The organism is Actinomycetospora corticicola, from assembly GCF_013409505.1.
Lineage (GTDB): Bacteria > Actinomycetota > Actinomycetes > Mycobacteriales > Pseudonocardiaceae > Actinomycetospora > Actinomycetospora corticicola.
Genome location: NZ_JACCBN010000001.1, coordinates 4,017,563 through 4,036,764, shown reverse-complemented (window position 1 = coordinate 4,036,764; position 19,202 = coordinate 4,017,563). Strand labels below are relative to the sequence as shown.

Genomic DNA, 19,202 nt, shown 5'->3' with positions numbered 1-19,202 from the left:
GTCCGAGATGGGACTCGAGGAGAAGCTGCCGAACGGCATCCTGCTGGCCAGCGTCGAGGGGCTGGTGAACTGGACCCGCAAGGCGTCGCTGTGGCCGGCCACCTTCGGCCTGGCCTGCTGCGCGATCGAGATGATGACGTCGGGCGCGCCGCGCTACGACCTCGGTCGCTTCGGCATGGAGGTCTTCCGCCCCAGCCCGCGCCAGGCCGACCTGATGATCGTGGCCGGGCGCGTGACCAACAAGATGGCGCCGGTCCTGCGCCAGATCTACGACCAGATGGCCGAGCCGCGCTGGGTGCTGGCGATGGGCGTGTGCGCCTCCTCCGGCGGCATGTTCAACAACTACGCGGTGGTCCAGGGCGTCGACCACGTCGTGCCGGTCGACATGTACCTCCCCGGCTGCCCGCCGCGGCCGGAGATGCTGATCGACGCGATCCTCAAGCTGCACCAGAAGATCCAGCAGGAGCCGCTCGGCCCGGTCCGGGCCCAGCTCGCCGCCGAGCGCCGCGCCCAGGGCGAGACGCTGGAGCTGCTCCCGTCGTCGGTCAAGTACGGGCGGGAGAACGCCTGATGCCGGACGACGAGAAGCAGCCCGGCGTCCCGGCGACCGGGACCGGCGGCGCCAGCGGCCCCACCGGCGCGACGGCCGGGTCCTCCGAGCACACCGAGCGCGGCGCGGTCGCGTTCTCCCCGACCGAGCAGGACCGCCCGCACGCGCCGGCCGTGACCGGCCGCGCGCGCGAGGGCATGTTCGGCATCAGCGGGTCCGGCGACACCTCCGGGTTCGGCGGCCTGCGCCTGCCCGCCTACGCCCCGGCCCCGGCCGAGCGGCCCTACGGCGGCTGGTTCGACGAGGTCGTCGACGAGACCGCGGCCGCCCTCGAGGAGGGCGCGGCCCGGGGGGAATCGGACGCAGTCGCCTTCGAGACGGCCGTGCCGCAGGTGACGGTCGACCGCGGCGAGATGACCTGGTACGTCGCCCGCGAGCACCTCCCGGCCCTGGCGAGGACGCTGCGCGACGACCCGGCCCTGCGCTTCGAGTTCTGCTCCGGGGTGTCCGGGGTGGACTACGGCGAGGGCGTGCCGCAGCAGCTCCACTCGGTGGTTCAGCTGCTCTCGATGACCTACCGCCGCCGTCTGCGGCTCGAGGTCTGCCTGGACCTCGACGACGCGCACTGCCCCTCGCTCGTGCCCGTCTACCCGACGGCGGACTGGCACGAGCGCGAGACCTGGGACATGTTCGGGATCGTCTACGACGGCCACCCGAGCCTGACCCGGATCCTCATGCCGGACGACTGGAACGGCCACCCGCAGCTGAAGAGCTACCCGCTGGGCGGCATCCCGGTCGAGTACAAGGGCGCCGAGATCCCGCCGCCCGACCAGCGGAGGGCCTACACATGAGCACCGACGTGCCCACCACCGACACCGCCACCGACCCCTACGCCGCGAGCTCCCGCGAGACCACCGAGGGGACCGTCTACACGGTCACCGGTGGCGACTGGGACGAGCTCATCGACGAGTCGTCGGGCGACGAGCGCATCGTCATCAACATGGGGCCGCAGCACCCGTCCACCCACGGCGTGCTGCGCCTGGTCATGGAGGTCTCCGGCGAGACCGTCACCGACGTGCGGCTGGTCATCGGCTACCTGCACACCGGGATCGAGAAGAACTGCGAGTACCGCACCTGGACCCAGGGCGTCACCTTCGTGACGCGGGCGGACTACCTCTCGCCGCTGTTCACCGAGACCGCGTACTGCATGTCGATCGAGCGCCTGCTCGGCGTCGAGGTGCCCACCCGCGCCGAGGTGATCCGGGTCCTCCTCATGGAGATCAACCGGATCGGCTCCCACCTCGTCGCGCTGGCCACCGGCGGCATGGAGCTCGGCGCCCTCACCGGCATGACCAACGGGTTCCGCGAGCGCGAGGAGGTCCTGCACCTCCTCGAGTTCCTCACCGGCCTGCGGATGAACCACGCGTTCATCCGCCCCGGCGGCGTCGTCCAGGACCTCCCGGAGGGCGCGGAGAAGCGCATCCTCGAGTTCTGCGACGTCATGGACTCCCGCCTGCCGGGCTTCCACCAGCTGCTCACGGGCAACGCGATCTGGCAGCAGCGCCTCGTCGGCGTCGGCTACCTCCCGCTCGACGGCTGCCTCTCCCTCGGGGTCACCGGACCGATCCTGCGCTCGGCGGGCCTCGCCTGGGACCTGCGCAAGGTCGAGCCCTACCTCGGCTACGAGCAGTACGACTTCGAGGTGCCGACCGAGACGGCGGCCGACTCCTTCGCGCGCTACAAGCTGCGCGTCGAGGAGATGCACCAGTCGCTGCGGATCATCCGGCAGTGCGTCGAGGCGCTCGAGCCCGGCCCGGTGATGGTCGGCGACGCGAAGATCGCCTGGCCCGCGAAGCTGTCCATCGGCGCCGACGGCATGGGCAACTCGCTCGAGCACGTCCGGCAGATCATGGGGCAGTCGATGGAGTCCCTGATCCACCACTTCAAGCTGGTCACCGAGGGCTTCAAGGTCCCGCCGGGGCAGGCCTACGTGCCGATCGAGTCGCCGCGCGGCGAGCTCGGCGCCCACCTCGTGTCCGACGGCGGCACCCGCCCGCTGCGGGTGCACCTGCGCGAGCCCAGCTTCGTCAACCTGCAGGCCGCGCCGGCGATGTGCGAGGGCGGGCTGCTCTCCGACGTCATCGCCGCGCTGGCGAGTCTCGACCCGGTGATGGGGGGCTGCGACCGATGACCAGCACGGGAGACGTGGCGCAGCGGAGCTCGACCAGCCGGACCGTGAACGAGGTCGACCTCTCGCGCTTCGACGGGCAGCGCGAGCGGGCCGCGGCCATCGTCATGCGCTACCCGGAGCCGCGCTCGGCCCTGCTGCCGCTGCTGCACCTCGTGCAGTACGTCGAGGGCCACGTGAGCCGCGAGGGCGTCGCGTTCTGCGCCGACGTCCTGGACATCACGCCCGCCGAGGTCTCGGCGGTCGCGACGTTCTACACGATGTACAAGCGCGAGCCGGTCGGCGAGCACCTGGTCAGCGTCTGCACGAACACGCTGTGCGCGGCGCTCGGCGGCGACGACATCTACGCGGCCGTGCGTGAACGGCTCGGCGGGATCGGCCACGAGGAGACCGCGGGCGAGCCGGGGACCACCGGCAGCCTGACCATCGAGCACGCCGAGTGCCTGGCCGCCTGCGACCTCGCGCCCGTGCTCACCGTCAACTACGAGTTCTACGACCGGCAGACCGTCGACAGCGCGCTCGAGATCATCGCGGCGCTGCAGCGGGGCGAGAAGCCGCACCCGACGCGCGGTGCCCCGCTGACCGACTTCCGCCGCATCGAGCTGCTGCTCGCCGGCTTCTTCGACGACCCCGAGGTCGGGGGCGCCGCGGCGAACGCCGGCCCCAGCGCCGACGAGGCCACGCTGCGCGGCGCGCGGCTCGCCGAGGAGCGTGGCTGGACCGCGCCCCCGATGCCCGACGCCGGGCCCGACCGACCCACCGAAGCCACCGACCTCCCTGGAGGTGCCTCGTGACCCAGCCGAGTGGGACGCCCGAGGAGTACCGCCCCGACCCGCTGACCCCGGTGCTGACCCGCCGGTGGCTGCTGCCGGAGTCGTGGACCCTGCGCCACTACACCGAGCTCGGTGGCTACGGCGCCCTGGAGCAGGCCCTCGCCATGGACCCGGCCGACATCGTGTCCCTGGTGAAGGACTCCGGGCTGCGCGGTCGCGGCGGCGCGGGCTTCCCGACGGGCATGAAGTGGAGCTTCATCCCGCAGCCGAAGCCGGGCGAGGAGCCGACCGAGGCCACCAAGGACGCCCCGCAGTTCAAGCCGAAGTACCTCGTCATCAACGCCGACGAGGGCGAGCCGGGGACCTGCAAGGACACCCCGCTGATGATGGCCGACCCGCACAGCCTCATCGAGGGCTGCATCATCACGGCCTACGCGATCCGCGCGAGCTTCTGCGCGATCTACATCCGCGGTGAGATCGTCCACGCCATCCGGCGGCTGCACTACGCCGTGCAGGAGGCCTACGAGGCGGGCCACCTCGGGAAGGACATCCACGGCACCGGCTTCGACCTCGACATCGTGGTCCACGCCGGGGCGGGCGCGTACATCTGCGGCGAGGAGACCGCCCTGCTCGACTCGCTCGAGGGGCGCCGCGGCCAGCCGCGGCTCAAGCCGCCGTTCCCGGCGACGGCGGGGCTCTACGCGGCCCCGACGGTGGTCAACAACGTCGAGACCATCGCGACCGTCCCGTCGATCGTGGCCGGTGGCAAGGAGTGGTTCCGGACGATGGGCCGCGAGCGCTCGCCCGGGCCGAAGATCTATTCGCTGTCCGGGCACGTCGAGCGGCCGGGCCAGTACGAGGCCCCGCTCGGCACCACGCTGCGCGAGCTGCTCGAGATGGCCGGCGGCATGAAGGACGGCATCCCGCTGAAGTTCTGGACGCCGGGTGGCTCGTCCACGCCGCTGTTCACCGCCGAGCACCTCGACGTCCCGCTGGACTTCGAGGGCGCCGCGGAGGCCGGCTCCATGCTCGGCACCACCGCCGTGATGATCTTCAACGAGACGGTCAGCGTGCCGTGGGCGGTGATGAAGTGGACCGAGTTCTACGAGCACGAGTCCTGCGGCAAGTGCACCCCCTGCCGTGAGGGCAACTACTGGCTCGCCGGAATCCTGCGCCGCATGAACGACGGCCAGGGCACCGAGGAGGACATCGACACCCTCCTCGACGTGTGCTCGAACGTCCTGGGCCGCTCCTTCTGCGCCCTGGGCGACGGCGCCGTCTCCCCGATCACCAGCGGCATCAAGTACTTCCGCCAGGAGTTCCTGGACCTCTGCTCCTCCCAGCAGGTGTCCTCGGACCGAGTTCTCGCCGGAGCGCACTGACATGACCCAGGCTCCCGAGCAGGAGGCCCCGCCGGTCCCCGAGGGCCACGTCCGGCTGACGATCGACGACCGCACCGTCGACGCACCCAAGGGCGAGCTCCTCATCCGGACCTGCGAGCGCCTCGGCATCGTGGTCCCCCGCTTCTGCGACCACCCCCTCCTCGAGCCGGCCGGCGCCTGCCGTCAGTGCCTGGTCGAGGTGGAGATGGGCGGGCGGCCGATGCCCAAGCCGCAGGCCAGCTGCACCATGACCGTCGCCGACGGCATGGTGGTGCGGACGCAGGTGACCAGCGCCGTCGCCGACAAGGCGCAGCAGGGCGTGATGGAGCTCCTGCTCATCAACCACCCGCTGGACTGCCCGATCTGCGACAAGGGCGGCGAGTGCCCCCTGCAGAACCAGGCCATGTCCTCGGGGCGGGCCGAGTCGCGGTTCCACGAGCACAAGCGGCACTTCGAGAAGCCGCTGCCCATCTCCGACGAGGTGCTGCTCGACCGCGAGCGCTGCGTGCTCTGCCAGCGCTGCACCCGCTTCTCCGACCAGATCGCCGGCGACCCGTTCATCGAGCTCCTCGAGCGCGGCGCGCACCAGCAGATCGGCACGGAGGAGACGGCCTGGGGCGCCGGCGAGGAGTTCCAGTCCTACTTCTCCGGCAACACCATCCAGATCTGCCCGGTCGGGGCACTGACCAGCGCCTCCTACCGGTTCCGCTCCCGGCCGTTCGACCTCGTCTCGACGCCGGGCCAGTGCGAGCACTGCGCGTCGGGCTGCTCGACCCGCCGGGACTGGCGCCGCGGCGGCGTCACCCGCGTGCTGGCCGGCGAGGAGCCGACCGTCAACGAGGAGTGGCTCTGCGACAAGGGCCGCTTCGCCTTCCGGTACCCCACCTCGCCGCAGCGGGTGCTGCAGCCGATGGTCCGTGAGGACGGCGTGCTCACGCCGGTCCCGTGGGTGGACGCGCTGGAGCGGGCCGCGGCCCTGCTCGCGGCCGCGCGGGACGGCGCGGGCGCCCCGCGGACCGACGAGGACGGCACCGAGCACGGCGCGAAGTCCGGCGTCGGGGTGCTCCCCGGCGGTCGGCTGACCGTCGAGGACGCCTACGCCTACGCCAAGTTCGCCCGGGTCGCGCTGCGTACCAACGACGTCGACCAGCGGGCCCGCGCCCACTCCGACGAGGAGCTGGACTTCCTCGCGGGCCACGTCGCGGGCGTCGCGCCGAGCCACGTCTCCTACGCCCACCTCGAGGCCGCCCGCACCGTGCTGTGCGTGGCGTTCGACCCCGAGGAGGAGTCGCCGATCGTCTTCCTGCGGCTGCGCAAGGCCTCCCGCCACGGCACCCGCGTGGTGCACGTCGGCAGCTGGACCACGCCCGCCGTCGCGAAGACCGGGGGGCACCTGCTGGGTGCCGCGCCCGGCGAGGAGGCCGCGGCCCTCTCCGACCTGCCCGACGACCTCGCCGCGGCCCTGGCCGCACCGGGCGCCGTGGTGCTCGTCGGCGAGCGCGCCGCCGAGGTGCCGGGCCTGCTCACCGCGGTCAGCGAGCTGGGCGCCCGGACCGGGGCCCGCATCGCGTGGGTGCCGCGACGGGCCGGGGAGCGCGGCGGCGTGGACGCCGGCGCGTTGCCGACCCTGCTGCCCGGGGCCCGTCGCGTCGACGACGCGGCGGCCCGCGAGGCGGTCGCCGAGGTCTGGGGCGTGCCCGCCCTGCCCACGACGCCCGGCCGCGACCTCACGGCCATCCTCACCGCCGCACGCGACGGGGAGCTGGCCGGACTCGTCGTCGGCGGCGTCGAGCTCGCCGACCTGCCCGACCCGGAGCTCGCCCGCGCCGCCCTCGCCGAGGCCGACGTGGTGATCTCCCTGGAGCAGGTGTTCTCCGAGGCCACCGAGCACGCCGACGTCGTGCTGCCGGTGGCGCCCGCGGTCAACCGCAGCGGCACCTACCGCAACTGGGAGGGCCGCGACCGGCCCTTCGCCACGACGATCGACCCCGGCCAGGGCGGCTCCGGCCGCGTCGGCGGCACGGCCGCGGTGACGCTGCCGGACTGCCGCGTCCTGGACTCGCTCGCCGTCGAGATGGACGTCGACCTGTTCACCCAGACCCCGCAGGCCGCCGCGGCGGAGCTCGCGGAGCTGGGCACCGTGGCGGTCACCCCGTCCACCCCGGCGACGCGCCCGTCGACCCCCGCCGCCCCCGTCGGCGGGTCCTCCGTCCGGCTCGCCACCTGGCGCCAGCTGATCGACGGCGGTGCGCTGCTGGCCGAGGAGAACGACCTGCCCGGCACCGCCCGCCCGGCCCGCCTCCGGGTCGCCGCGGACACCGCCGAGCGGCTCGGCCTGGTCGCCGGGGAACCGGCCCGGATCGGCGAGGCGCTCGACCTCGTGGTCGAGCTCGCCGACCTGCCCGCCGACGTCGTCTGGGCGCCCTCGCACGTTCCGGTCGCCGGTGGGGTCGTCACCCTCGCCGGGCTCGGGCTCCACCACGGCGGCGCCGTCGAGGTCCGCGGACCCGCCGCGACCACCCCCGCCACCACGCCCGTCGTCGGGAACGGAGGACCGCAGTGAACCCGCTGCCGCCACCCGGGACCCCCGGGTACACGCAGGCACTGATCGCGGACGACCCGCTGTGGCTGACCATCATCAAGGTGGTCGCGGTCTTCGCCCTGCTGATCTTCATGACGCTGTTCATGATCTGGCTGGAGCGCAAGGTCGTCGGGCGCATGCAGCAGCGGCCCGGCCCGAACTGGAACGGGCCGTTCGGCCTGCTCCAGTCGCTGGCCGACGGGCTGAAGCTCGCCTTCAAGGAGGACATCCGCCCGGTCCTCGCGGACAAGGTCGTCTTCTTCATCGCCCCGGTGCTCTCGACGATCCCGGCGTTCGTCGCCTTCGCCGTGATCCCGCTCGGCCCTGAGGTGTCGATCTTCGGGTACCGGACCGCGCTGCAGGTCGCGGACCTGCCGGTCGGCATCCTCGTGGTGCTCGCCTGCTCCTCGATCGGCGTGTACGGCATCGTGCTGGCCGGCTGGGCCTCCGGATCGCCCTACCCGTTGCTCGGCAGCCTCCGCAGCGCCGCGCAGGTGATCTCCTACGAGCTGGCGCTGGGCATCTCGATCATCGGCGTCGTGCTCTACGCGGGCTCGCTGTCCACCGCCGACATCGTCTCCGCGCAGCAGAACGGCTGGTACATCTGGCTGCTGCCGGTCAGCTTCATCGTCTTCGCCGTCTCGATGGTCGGCGAGACCAACCGGGCGCCGTTCGACCTCCCCGAGGCCGAGTCGGAGCTCGTCGGCGGCTTCCACACCGAGTACTCGTCGCTGAAGTTCGCGCTCTTCTTCCTCGCCGAGTACGTCAACATGGTCACCCTCTCCGCGGTGGCCACCACGCTGTTCCTCGGCGGCTGGATGGCGCCGTGGCCGCTCTCGCTGATCCCCGGGGTCAACGAGGGCTGGCTCCCGGTCGTCTGGTTCATCTCGAAGATGTTCGTGTTCCTGTTCGTCTACATCTGGCTGCGCGGCACCCTGCCCCGCCAGCGGTACGACCAGTTCATGCGGCTCGGCTGGAAGGTCCTCATCCCGGTCAGCCTCGTGTGGCTGATCGCGATCGCCGTCCTGCGGGTGCTGCGCAACCAGTTCGGCACGATCTCGGCGCCGGTGGTGCTGATGATCGGCGCGGCCGTGCTCGTCGTGGCGATCGTGGTCGCGCTGATGCTGCCCGACCGCGCGTCCGACGAGGACGAGGACGCGGCCGAGCCACCCGTCGTCGGGAACTACCCCGTGCCGCCGCTCGACCTCACCGTGCCGGCGAGCCCGCCGCGCCGCCGCCGTGCGGTGTCGTCCGGCCCGGCGGGCCCCTCGAAGGAGACGGCCGCCGTGGGCACCGGTCAGAAGGAGGACGCCTGATGGGCATGTTCGACGGCATCGCCGGCTTCGGCGTGACCTTCTCGACGATGTTCAAGAAGGTGGTCACCGAGGAGTACCCGCTGGTCAAGAAGGTGACCGCGCCGCGCTACCACGGCCGCCACCAGCTCAACCGGCACCCGGACGGCCTCGAGAAGTGCGTGGGCTGCGAGCTCTGCGCCTGGGCCTGCCCCGCCGACGCGATCTACGTCGAGGGCGGCGACAACACCGAGGACGCCCGGTTCTCCCCGGGGGAGCGCTACGGCGCGATCTACCAGATCAACTACCTGCGCTGCATCGGCTGCGGGCTCTGCATCGAGGCGTGCCCGACGCGGTCGCTGACGATGACCAACGAGTACGAGCTCGCCGACGACGACCGCCAGCACCTGATCTACACCAAGGACATGCTGCTCGCCCCGCTGCTGCCGGGCATGGAGCAGCCGCCGCACCCCATGCGGCTCGGGGACGACGAGCAGGACTACTACGTGCAGGGCCCGGAGATGGCGCGGCGCGGCCGGGACCAGGCCGGCGCGGACGACCTCGACACCGACAACCGCGCCGGGGCGAATGCCCTGCCGGGTGCGGCCCTCGTCGGGAAGGCCCCGGAGGAGAAGCGATGACCACCTCGATCGGCGAGGCCATCGGGTTCTGGATCCTCGGCCCCATCGCGCTGGCCGGCGGGCTGGGCATGGTGTTCGCCCGCAACGCCGTGCACTCCGCGCTGTGGCTCGTCGTGACGATGCTCTCGCTCGGCTTCCTCTACATGGTCCAGTCGGCGCCGTTCCTGGGGTTCACCCAGATCATCGTCTACACCGGCGCGATCATGATGCTCTTCGTCTTCGTGCTGATGATGGTCGGCCGGGACGCCTCGGACTCGGTGGTCGAGGTGCTGCGCGGTCAGCGCGTCGCGGCCGCGATCCTCGGCGTCGGCATCGCCGGGCTGCTCGTCAGCACGGTGGCGGGGTCGGTGACCGCGAGCGTGGTCGGCACGACCCTGCCGGACCAGAACACCGGCGGCCTCGGTCTGCTGGTCTTCACCCGCTACGTCGCCGCGCTCGAGCTCGCCTCGGCGCTCATCGTCGTCGGCACCCTCGGCGCGGTCGTCTACACCTTCGCGGGCCGGGCCAAGCGCCAGACCGCGAGCCAGCGCGAGCGCGTCGTCGCCCGCCTGCAGGGGCCGCTGGAGAAGTACGGCTCGCGCTCGGGTCCCGGCGTCTTCGCGACGGCGGACTCGGTCGCCACCCCGGCGCTGCTGCCCGACGGCTCCGTCGCCCCCGAGTCGCTCTCGGAGATCATCGAGGCGACCGCCCGCGAGCGGCTGGGCCACCAGACTGAACTGGCGCACGCCGGCGACGAGCACGACACGTCGGCGCACGCGGACCACCGCCACGACCAGTCCGTCACGGGGAGCCAGGCGTGAGCCCCACGAACTACCTGCTGCTCTCCGCCCTGCTGTTCGCGATCGGCACCGTGGGCGTGCTGGTGCGACGCAACGCGATCGTCGTGTTCATGTGCGTCGAGCTCATGCTCAACGCCACGAACCTCTCACTGGTGACCTTCTCCCGGATCAACGGCAACCTCGACGGGCAGGTCATGGCCCTGTTCGTCATCGTCGTCGCCGCGGCCGAGGTCGTCGTCGGGCTGTCGATCATCATGGCCATCTTCCGCACGCGCCGGACCGCCTCGGTCGACGACGCGAACCTCCTCAAGTACTGACGGGAGCTCCTCGATGCTCACCGAGTTGCCGCCCGTGGCCGAGGCGACGGGAGCCGGCACCGCTGCCTGGCTCCTGGTCGCGCTGCCGGCCCTGGGCGCCGCGGTGCTCTTCCTCGGCGGTCGGCGCACCGACCGCTGGGGCCACCTGCTCGGCACCGCCACGGTGCTCGGGTCCTTCGTCTACGGCGTCGTGCTGTTCGTCTCGACGCTCGCGCTGCCGGGCGAGGAGCGGGTGCGCGAGCTGCCGCTCTACGAGTGGTTCGCGTCCGGGTCGCTGTCGGTGGAGTTCGGGCTGCGCCTGGACCCGCTGTCGCTGACGTTCGTCCTGCTCATCACCGGGGTCGGGTCGCTGATCCACATCTACTCGGTGGGCTACATGGCCCATGACGAGAACCGCCGCAAGTTCTTCGCGATGCTCAACCTGTTCGTCGCGTCGATGCTCGTGCTGGTTCTCGGCAACGGCTTCCTCACCCTCTACCTCGGGTGGGAGGGCGTCGGTCTCGCCTCGTACCTGCTCATCGGCTTCTACGTGCAGCGCCCGCTCGCGGCGTCCGCGGCGAAGAAGGCCTTCCTGATGAACCGGGTCGGTGACGTCGGGCTCGCGCTGGCGATCTTCATCCTCTTCGCGCAGCTGGGCACCACCCAGTACACCGAGGTCTTCGCCCGGGCCGGGGAGCTCTCGCCCGGGGCGGTCACCGCGGTCGCGCTGCTGCTCCTGCTCGGCGCGTGCGGCAAGTCCGGCCAGTTCCCGCTGCAGGCCTGGCTCCCCGACGCCATGGAGGGCCCGACCCCCGTCTCGGCCCTCATCCACGCCGCCACCATGGTGACGGCGGGCGTCTACCTCGTCGCGCGCTCGCACCCGATCTACGACCTCACGCCCACCGGGCAGCTCGTGGTGACGATCGTCGGGGCGATCACGCTGCTGATCGGCGCGATCGTCGGCTGCGCCTACGACGACATCAAGAAGGTCCTGGCCTACTCCACGGTCAGCCAGATCGGCTACATGATGCTCGCCGTCGGGCTCGGGCCGATCGGCTACGCGGCCGGCCTCGCGCACCTGCTCACCCACGGCTTCTTCAAGGCGGGGCTCTTCCTCGGCGCCGGGTCGGTGATGCACGGGATGGCCGACGAGACCGACATGCGCCGGTTCGGCGGGCTGTGGCGGCACATGCCGATCACGTTCGCCACGTTCACCCTCGGCTACCTGGCGCTCATCGGCTTCCCGTTCCTGTCCGGCTTCTACTCGAAGGACCTCATCATCGAGGCCGCCCTCGGGGGCTCGCCGGTACGCGGCTGGCTGCTCGGCGGCGCGGCGCTGCTGGCGGCCGGCCTGACCGCCTTCTACATGACGCGGCTGATGCTCATGACGTTCTTCGGCCCGGAGCGGTGGCGCTCGCTGACGCCGCGCGCCGCGCCGTGGGACCCGTCGCTGGAGAGCGAGGCGGCTCCGCAGCACCCGGAGCCCGGGCACGGTTCGCCGGAGCACTACCACCCGCACGAGTCGCCCGCGACGATGACGGTGCCGATGATCCTGCTGGCCGTCGGCTCGGTCGGGGCCGGCGCGTTCCTCGTCATCGGGGAGCGCCTCGGCGGGTGGCTCGAGCCGTCGATCGGCCCGCTGCGCGAGGTCGAGGACACCGTCATCCCGACGGGGCTCGTCCCCGGCATCGCCTCGGTGCTCATGCTGCTCGGCGCCGGGATCGCCTACCTGACGGTGGGCCGCAAGGAGGTCCCGGTCGAGCGCCCGCAGCGGGTGGCCCTGCCGGTGCGGGCCGCCCGCGCCGACCTCTACGCCAACGCGATCAACGAGAAGCTGATCGCGCGTCCGGGGATCTGGTTCTCCCGGGCGCTGGTCTACCTCGACAACCGCGGGGTGGACGGGGCCGTCAACGGCACCGCCGCCCTGCTCGGCGGGACGTCGGGCCGGGCCCGGCGGACCCAGACCGGGTTCGTGCGCTCGTACGCGCTGACGATGCTGGGAGGCTCGCTCGTGCTGGTCGCGGCGTTGCTGGCGGTGGCTCTGCCGTGAGCGCCCTCGTGATCGTCCTCGTCCTGCTCCCCCTGGTGGGGGCGGTGGTCTGCGGCGTCCTGGTCAAGGGCGGCCGCGACGCGGCCGCGAAGTCCCTGGGCTTCGGCGTCTCCCTGGTCGAGCTCGTCGCGGTCGCCGTGGTCTGGGGTCTGTTCGACCCCGCCGCGCCGACCCGGTTCCAGGGCGAGTCCTCGGTCGAGTGGATCCCGGCCTTCGGGGTCTCGTTCTCCCTCGGCCTCGACGGCATCGCGCTCGCGATGGTCGCGCTGCTCGCGGTCCTCGTGCCGACCGTCATCGCGTACACGTCGTTCACGCAGGCGGCGGAGCGGTTCCCCGACGGTCCCGACGGCGAGCCGCGGGGCGCGGGCGGGTTCGTCGCGCTGATGCTCTCGCTGCAGGGCGTGCTCGTGGCCCTGTTCGCCGCGACCGACGTCTTCGTCTTCTACGTGATGTTCGAGGTCATGCTCGTCCCGATGTACTTCATCATCGGGCGCTTCGGCGGGGCCCGGCGGCAGTACGCCGCGGTGAAGTTCTTCCTGTACTCGTTCCTCGGCGGGCTGATCATGCTCGGCTCGGTGATCGGGATCTACGTCGCGAGCGGCACCCGGCTCGGGCAGGCGACCTTCGACTGGGCCGAGCTGCAGCGGCTCGCGGCGCAGCTGCCGGAGTCCACGCAGATCTTCCTGTTCCTCGGGTTCTTCGCCGCCTTCGCGATCAAGGCGCCGCTGGTGCCGCTGCACACGTGGCTGCCCGACGCCGGTGCCCAGGCCCCGATCGGCGGCGGCGTCATCCTCGTCGGCGTCCTGGACAAGGTCGGCGTCTTCGGGTTCCTGCGCTACTGCCTGCCGCTGTTCCCGCTGGCCTCACAGACGCTGGCCCCGCTCGTACTCGTGCTCTCGGTGATCGGCGTGCTCTACGGGGCGCTGCTCGCCGCGATGCAGACCGACATGAAGCGCTTCGTCTCCTACACCTCGATCGCCCACTTCGGGTTCATCGGGCTGGGGATCTTCGCGTTCTCCCAGCAGGCGATCGCGGGCTCGGCGCTCTACATGGTCAACCACGGCATCTCGACGGCGATGCTCTTCCTCGTCGTCGGGATGCTCGCCTCCCGCGGCGGCTCGACGCGGATCGCCGACTACGGCGGCGTCGGGAGGATCGCGCCGGTGCTCGCCGGGCTGTTCCTCCTGGCGGGCCTGACGACGCTGTCGCTGCCGGGCACGAACTCGTTCGTCTCCGAGTTCCTGGTGCTCCTCGGCTCGTGGCCGCGCCAGCCGGTCTACACGGTGATCGCCACCGTCGGGATCATCTTCGCCGCGCTGTACGTCCTCTGGGTCTACCAGCGCACGATGACGGGCCCGCTGCGCGGCGAGGCCGTCGTCGGCGGCGGCCCGGGTGCGGCGTCGGCGCGGGCGCTGGCCGGCGGACCCGGGTTCTCCGAGACCCTCGACCCGCCGGACGGGACCTCGACGACGAAGGCCCGCTTCGGTGACCTGTCCGGCCGGGAGATCGGGGTGCTGGCACCGCTGGTGCTGCTCGTCTTCCTGCTCGGGTTCTTCCCGCAGCCGCTGCTCGACGTCATCAACCCGGCGGTCGCCGCCACGATGAGCGAGGTCGGCGTGGCCGACCCGGTCGGTCCGAACGGAGTCGCCCGCTGATGCCCGCGCAAGGCCAGATCACCGCCGCCGCCCTGGGCGTCGACTACGCCGCCCTGTCGCCGCTGCTGATCCTCTTCGTCGGCGCCATCGTCTCGGTGCTCGTCGAGACCGTGCTGCCGCACCACCGGCGCCGTCCGGTGCAGCTCGTGCTCACCCTCGCCGTGGTGGTCCTCGCCCTCGTGGCGGTGATCCTGCGTGCGACGAGCGGCGCCACCGACGTCGTCGTCCTCGCGGGCGCGCTCTCGGTCGACGCCCCGAGCCTCTTCCTCTGGGGCACCCTGCTCGCCCTCGCGATCCCGTCGGTGCTGCTGCTGGCCGACCGTTCGATCGAGGCCGGCGGCGTGTTCCTGCCCGACCCCGAGGCGCTCGCCGCCGCGCGGGACCGGGTCGGTGCGCTCGCCACCGGAGGCTCCGACGCCGGTCGGGGCGCGACGGGTGGCTCCCGGGGCGGCTCGTCGTCGGGCGAGGGCGGTCCGGCGCCGGAGATGCACACCGAGGTCTTCCCGTTCGTGCTCTTCGCCCTGCTGGGCATGCTCGCGTTCTGCGCGTCGAACGACCTCATCACGATGTTCGTGGCCCTCGAGGTCCTGAGCCTGCCGCTGTACCTGCTGTGCGGGCTCGCCCGGCGCCGCCGTCTCCTGTCCCAGGAGGCGGCCGTGAAGTACTTCCTCCTCGGGGCGTTCGCGTCGGCGTTCTTCATCTACGGCGTCGCCCTGCTCTACGGCTACGCCGGGTCGGTGCGGCTCTCCGACATCGCCGCGGCGGCGGCCGGGCCCCTGCGCTCGGACACGCTGCTGTTCGGTGGCCTGGCCCTGATCGTGGTGGGCCTGATGTTCAAGGGCTCGGTCGGCCCGTTCCACACCTGGACCCCGGACGTCTACCAGGGGGCCCCGACCCCGGTCACCGCCTTCATGGCGGCCTGCACCAAGGTCGCGGCGTTCGGCGCCATCCTGCGGGTCTTCACCGTCGCGTTCGGCACCACGGCGCTGGAGTGGCGTGGCGTGCTCTGGGCCGTGGCCATCGCCTCGATGGTGATCGGCACCGTGCTGGGGCTCACCCAGACCGACCTGAAGCGCATGGTGGCCTACTCCTCGGTGGCGCACGCCGGCTTCCTGCTCATCGGCTGCCTGGCCATCACCCCGGCCGGCCTGTCCGGCACGCTGTTCTACCTGCTGGCCTACGGCTTCACGACGATCGCGATCCTCGGACTGGTCTCGCTGGTGCGCTCCGGCGACGGCGAGGCCGGGCACCTGTCGGGGTTCGCGGGGCTGGGCCAGCGGTCGCCGGTCGTGGCGGGGTCGCTCTCGTTCTGCCTGCTCGCCCTTGCCGGGGTGCCGCTGACCAGCGGGTTCACCGCGAAGTTCGCGGTGTTCTCGGCCGGTCTGGCCGACGGGCTGGCGCCGCTGGTCATCGTGGGGCTGGTGTGCAGCGCGATCGCCGCGTTCTTCTACCTGCGCGTGATCGTGCTCATGTACTTCTCGGACCCGGCGCCCGACGGACCGACCGTGAGCCTCCCCGGACCGCTCACCACGGTGGCCATCACGCTGGGCGTCGCCGTGACCTTGCTCCTGGGAGTGCTCCCGACGGCCGCCCTGGAGTGGGCCGGCGCCGGAAACTTCCTAGGCTGAGGTCGTGAGCGCGCAGAGGCCAACTCCGGTGACCCTGACCCAGGTCGCCGGTCTCCCCATCGGTGACGAGGCGCTGGCGACAGAGGTGTCGTCGGGCCTGGAGCAGGTGGAGGACCTCCTCCGTCGGGAGGTGCACAGCGACTACCGCTTCGTGGCGGACACGTCGCTGCACCTCATCGAGGCCGGGGGCAAGCGGTTCCGGCCGCTGCTGACGCTGCTGGCCGCCCAGCTCGCGGGCGGCACCAGCGAGGACGTGGTGGTCGCGGCGACCTCGGTCGAGCTGGTGCACCTGGCGACGCTCTACCACGACGACGTCATGGACGAGGCCGTGATGCGCCGCGGCGCCCAGAGCGCGAACGCGCGCTGGGACAACACGGTCGCCATCCTCACCGGCGACTACCTGTTCGCCCACGCCTCGCGGCTGGTGTCCCAGCTCGGCCCGGACGCGGTGCGGATCATCGCCGAGACGTTCGCCGAGCTGGTCACCGGCCAGATGCGCGAGACCCGCGGCGCCCGCGGCGACGACCCCGTCGAGCACTACATGGCGGTCATCGCCGAGAAGACCGGCTCCCTCATCGCGACGGCGGGCCGGTTCGGTGCGATGTTCGCGGGGGCGCCTGCCGAGCACGTGGAGGCGCTGCGGCGCTTCGGCGAGATCATCGGGACGGCGTTCCAGGTCTCCGACGACATCATCGACATCGCGTCGCCGTCGGGGGACTCCGGCAAGACCCCGGGCACCGATCTCCGCGAGGGCGTGGCGACGCTGCCGGTGCTCTACGCGCTCGCCGACGCCGGGCCCGACGCCGAGCGGCTGCGCGCCCTCGGGGTGGGGGAGAAGGAGATCACCGACGACGCGGTGGTCGCCGAGGCGCTCGACATCCTGCGGGGCTCGGACGGGCTCGCCCGCGCCCGGGCGGCCCTGGACGAGCAGGCCGACGCGGCGCGTGCCGAGCTCGCGGGGCTGCCCGCCGGGGCGGCCCGCGACGCGCTGGCGTCCCTGCTGGACTACACCGTGGACCGGGTGGGCTGAGCGGGTCGGGCCCCGAGGGGGCCCGACGCCCGCCGTCGGGACGAGGTCCACCCGTCCACGGCGAAGACCAGCAGCGCGACCCAGACGAGGACGAAGCCGACCCACCGCGCGGGCGGCATCGGCTCGTGGTCGACGAGGACGCCCCAGGCGAACTGCATGGTGGGGTTCACGTACTGGAGCAGCCCGAGGGTCGCGAGCGGGAGCCGCTTCGCGCCGAACGCGAACAGCAGCAGCGGGAGCGCGGTGACGGGCCCGGCCGCGATGAGCAGCAGGGTGTGCCCGGTGCCCTGGCCGAACGTGCCCACCCCGGTCGTCTGGAGCCAGACCAGGTAGCCGATCGCGACCGGCCCGAGGAGGAACCCCTCGGCGGTCAGGCCGGCCACCGGGGCGAGCGGCACCCGCTTCTTCAGCAGCCCGTAGAAGCCGAAGCTGCCGGCGAGGACGAGCGCGACCCAGGGCAGGGCACCCGTGCCCGCCCAGAGCACCGCCACGGCCATCGTCGCGACGCCGACCGCGACCCACTGCGTCCGCCGCAGCCGCTCGCCGAGGACCAACACGGCCAGCACCACCGAGACCAGCGGGTTCACGTAGTAGCCGAGGGCGCTCTCCACGACCCGCCCGTGCGTGACGCCCCAGATGTAGACGCCCCAGTTGACGGTGATGAGCACGCTGGCGAGCGTGATCGTCAGCCAGGTGCGCAGCGACTGTCCCCGCAGTTGCGACCAGCCCCGCACCGCCGTGAGGACCACGAGCATCCCCACGAGCGTCCACGCGATCCGGTGGGCGAGGATCTCGACGGCCCCCGCCGGCGCCAGGAGCGGCCAGAACGCGGGGAACGCACCCCAGAGCACGTAGGCGCCGAGCGCCGCCACCAGACCGGACCGGGGTGGGCGGGTGGTCGGGTCGGCCGCAGCCTGCTCGTCGGGCACGACGTCGAGCCCATCACGCGATACGTGCGCTACGCACCTGCTATTCGCGAGAGGGTGGCAGGTGCAGGGGCGCCCCTCCTCCCGAGGTTCACGTCAGGCAGGCGCGCGGGCCCGACGACCTGCCCCGTGTCACCTTCGCCGGCAGCGGTCGTGCCGTCTCGTGCGCGAGGTTCACCTCAGGCAGGTCCGTGGGCCGCTCGGCCTGCCTCTTGTGACTCTCGCGGGCGACGGTCGTGCTACCCCTCGCCGAGGATCACATCAGGCAGGTCCGGGCGTCCTGGGGCCTGCCCCGTGTGACCCTCGCGAACGCCAGGCTCTGTTAGCCCTTCCGCGAGGTTCACATCATGCAGGTCCGGACGTCCTGGGACCTGCCCCACGTGACCCTCGGGGTTCCGCGGTCGATCCGGGGGCCGGGGACGGACGAACATGACCCCGTGCACCCGGTGATCGAGATCCTGCGGGCCCGCCGTGAGCGGGGCGATCGCGACGACGGGCACCGGGTCGCGCTCGCGATCGAGGGCGGTGGGTCGCGGGCGACGCTGTCGGGCGGGATGGCGCTCGGCCTGGCGGAGGCGGGCCTCTCCGGGGCCTTCGACGCGGTGTACGGCGCGTCGGCGGGAACGATCAACGGGGCCTGGTTCGTCGCCGGTGACACCGCGCGCGGCATCCCGGCCTGGTACCGGCCAGGTGTGATGCGACGGGTCACCGGGATCGCGCGGATGCTGCGGGGCCGCCCGCTGGTGGACATCCGGTGGGTGACCGACGAGCTGTACCGCGACGTGGTGCCGTTGGACTGGTCGGCGGTGCGGTCGTCGGAGGTCCCGCTGCACCCCATGGCGACCGACGCCGACACCGGCGCCTCGGTCGACCTGCTCCCGTTCGTGCACGACGACGCCTCGCTGCGGGCCGCCGTCCGCGCGTCCACGCACCTGCCGATCCTCGGCGGCCCGCCCGTGGAGCTCGCGGGACGGCGGTTCCTCGACGCCGCGCTCGCCGAGACGCTCCCGTACCGGACCCCGCTGGCCCAGGGCATGACGCACGTGCTCCTGCTGCGCACCCGCCGCGCGGACGACCCGGTGCGCCCGCCCTGGCGCTCCGGGGACCTGCTGGCACGGCTGGTCCTGCGCCTCGGCACGCCGGGCGCCGCTGCGGCCTGGCGGGACCGGTACGAGCGGCAGCTGGCCGACGAGGAGGACCTGCTCGGCCGCTGCGCGGACACGGTGCACGCGCTGCGCCCGCCGGCCGGCAGCCGTGACGTCGGCCAGCGCGAGACCGACGAGACCGTCCTGCGCGACGCCGTCGAGGTGGGCCGCGCGGTCGCGCTGGACGCGCTCGGCGCCGACACCTCCCGCGCGAGACGTCCATAGGGCAGGTTCCGGGGCGCCCGGCCCTGCATGGTGTGGACCTCGCGGTCGGGGGAGCGGGTCG

16 protein-coding genes are annotated in these 19,202 nt (G+C 72.5%); 15 read left to right on the top strand and 1 reads right to left on the bottom strand.

Translation table 11 applies throughout. The features are described from left to right. The first annotated feature begins 7 nt into the window (after nucleotides 1-7). The 14 genes from BJ983_RS19620 to BJ983_RS19555 are packed head-to-tail and all read left to right on the top strand — an operon-like array spanning nucleotide 8 to nucleotide 16,845. Nucleotides 8-571, top strand: a complete 564-nt coding sequence (locus BJ983_RS19620; RefSeq protein ID WP_179795358.1) for a NuoB/complex I 20 kDa subunit family protein — start codon at nucleotides 8-10, stop codon at nucleotides 569-571. Beyond that, a complete protein-coding gene (locus tag BJ983_RS19615) occupies nucleotides 571-1,401 on the top strand; it encodes an NADH-quinone oxidoreductase subunit C (protein ID WP_179795357.1) in 831 nt (276 codons plus the stop codon). The genes BJ983_RS19620 and BJ983_RS19615 overlap by 1 nt, the downstream gene beginning before the upstream one ends. Next, the gene (locus BJ983_RS19610) at nucleotides 1,398-2,741 is read left to right on the top strand and encodes an NADH-quinone oxidoreductase subunit D (RefSeq protein ID WP_179795356.1); all 1,344 of its coding nucleotides are present in this window, start codon (nucleotides 1,398-1,400) and stop codon (nucleotides 2,739-2,741) included. Before BJ983_RS19615 ends, BJ983_RS19610 begins: the two co-directional genes overlap by 4 nt. Continuing rightward, the gene (gene nuoE, locus BJ983_RS19605) at nucleotides 2,738-3,532 is read left to right on the top strand and encodes an NADH-quinone oxidoreductase subunit NuoE (protein WP_281376286.1); all 795 of its coding nucleotides are present in this window, start codon (nucleotides 2,738-2,740) and stop codon (nucleotides 3,530-3,532) included. Before BJ983_RS19610 ends, nuoE begins: the two co-directional genes overlap by 4 nt. After that, nucleotides 3,529-4,893, top strand: a complete 1,365-nt coding sequence (nuoF, locus tag BJ983_RS19600; RefSeq protein ID WP_179795355.1) for an NADH-quinone oxidoreductase subunit NuoF — start codon at nucleotides 3,529-3,531, stop codon at nucleotides 4,891-4,893. The genes nuoE and nuoF overlap by 4 nt, the downstream gene beginning before the upstream one ends. Before the next feature lies 1 nt (nucleotide 4,894). After that, nucleotides 4,895-7,456 (top strand): NADH-quinone oxidoreductase subunit G, encoded by a 2,562-nt coding sequence (locus BJ983_RS19595; RefSeq protein WP_179795354.1) that lies wholly within the window; start codon nucleotides 4,895-4,897, stop codon nucleotides 7,454-7,456. Further along, complete coding sequence (gene nuoH / locus BJ983_RS19590) at nucleotides 7,453-8,790, top strand: NADH-quinone oxidoreductase subunit NuoH (protein WP_343054257.1); 1,338 nt, start codon at nucleotides 7,453-7,455, stop codon at nucleotides 8,788-8,790. Before BJ983_RS19595 ends, nuoH begins: the two co-directional genes overlap by 4 nt. Further along, the gene (nuoI, locus tag BJ983_RS19585) at nucleotides 8,790-9,407 is read left to right on the top strand and encodes an NADH-quinone oxidoreductase subunit NuoI (RefSeq protein ID WP_179795353.1); all 618 of its coding nucleotides are present in this window, start codon (nucleotides 8,790-8,792) and stop codon (nucleotides 9,405-9,407) included. The genes nuoH and nuoI overlap by 1 nt, the downstream gene beginning before the upstream one ends. Then, complete coding sequence (locus BJ983_RS19580) at nucleotides 9,404-10,207, top strand: NADH-quinone oxidoreductase subunit J (RefSeq protein WP_179795352.1); 804 nt, start codon at nucleotides 9,404-9,406, stop codon at nucleotides 10,205-10,207. The genes nuoI and BJ983_RS19580 overlap by 4 nt, the downstream gene beginning before the upstream one ends. Beyond that, nucleotides 10,204-10,503 carry an NADH-quinone oxidoreductase subunit NuoK gene (gene nuoK, locus BJ983_RS19575; protein WP_179795351.1) on the top strand — a complete coding sequence of 100 codons (300 nt, stop codon included), beginning with the start codon at nucleotides 10,204-10,206 and terminating at the stop codon, nucleotides 10,501-10,503. The genes BJ983_RS19580 and nuoK overlap by 4 nt, the downstream gene beginning before the upstream one ends. Before the next feature lie 13 nt (nucleotides 10,504-10,516). Continuing rightward, nucleotides 10,517-12,532, top strand: coding sequence for an NADH-quinone oxidoreductase subunit L (gene nuoL, locus BJ983_RS19570; protein WP_179795350.1), 2,016 nt, complete (start codon nucleotides 10,517-10,519; stop codon nucleotides 12,530-12,532). After that, complete coding sequence (locus tag BJ983_RS19565) at nucleotides 12,529-14,187, top strand: NADH-quinone oxidoreductase subunit M (protein ID WP_179795349.1); 1,659 nt, start codon at nucleotides 12,529-12,531, stop codon at nucleotides 14,185-14,187. Before nuoL ends, BJ983_RS19565 begins: the two co-directional genes overlap by 4 nt. After that, nucleotides 14,187-15,815, top strand: a complete 1,629-nt coding sequence (nuoN, locus tag BJ983_RS19560; protein ID WP_179795348.1) for an NADH-quinone oxidoreductase subunit NuoN — start codon at nucleotides 14,187-14,189, stop codon at nucleotides 15,813-15,815. The genes BJ983_RS19565 and nuoN overlap by 1 nt, the downstream gene beginning before the upstream one ends. Nucleotides 15,816-15,819: 4 nt before the next feature. Continuing rightward, nucleotides 15,820-16,845 carry a polyprenyl synthetase family protein gene (locus BJ983_RS19555; RefSeq protein ID WP_179795347.1) on the top strand — a complete coding sequence of 342 codons (1,026 nt, stop codon included), beginning with the start codon at nucleotides 15,820-15,822 and terminating at the stop codon, nucleotides 16,843-16,845. Here BJ983_RS19555 and rarD read toward each other — a convergent pair. Further along, entirely contained in the window at nucleotides 16,821-17,774 is a 954-nt protein-coding gene (rarD, locus tag BJ983_RS19550; RefSeq protein ID WP_179795346.1) for an EamA family transporter RarD, read from the bottom strand. The two genes, BJ983_RS19555 and rarD, sit on opposite strands and share 25 nt — an antisense overlap. Nucleotides 17,775-18,208: 434 nt before the next feature. Between rarD and BJ983_RS19545 the strand changes: the two genes are divergently transcribed. After that, nucleotides 18,209-19,141 carry a patatin-like phospholipase family protein gene (locus BJ983_RS19545; RefSeq protein WP_179795345.1) on the top strand — a complete coding sequence of 311 codons (933 nt, stop codon included), beginning with the start codon at nucleotides 18,209-18,211 and terminating at the stop codon, nucleotides 19,139-19,141. Nucleotides 19,142-19,202 lie beyond the last annotated feature (61 nt).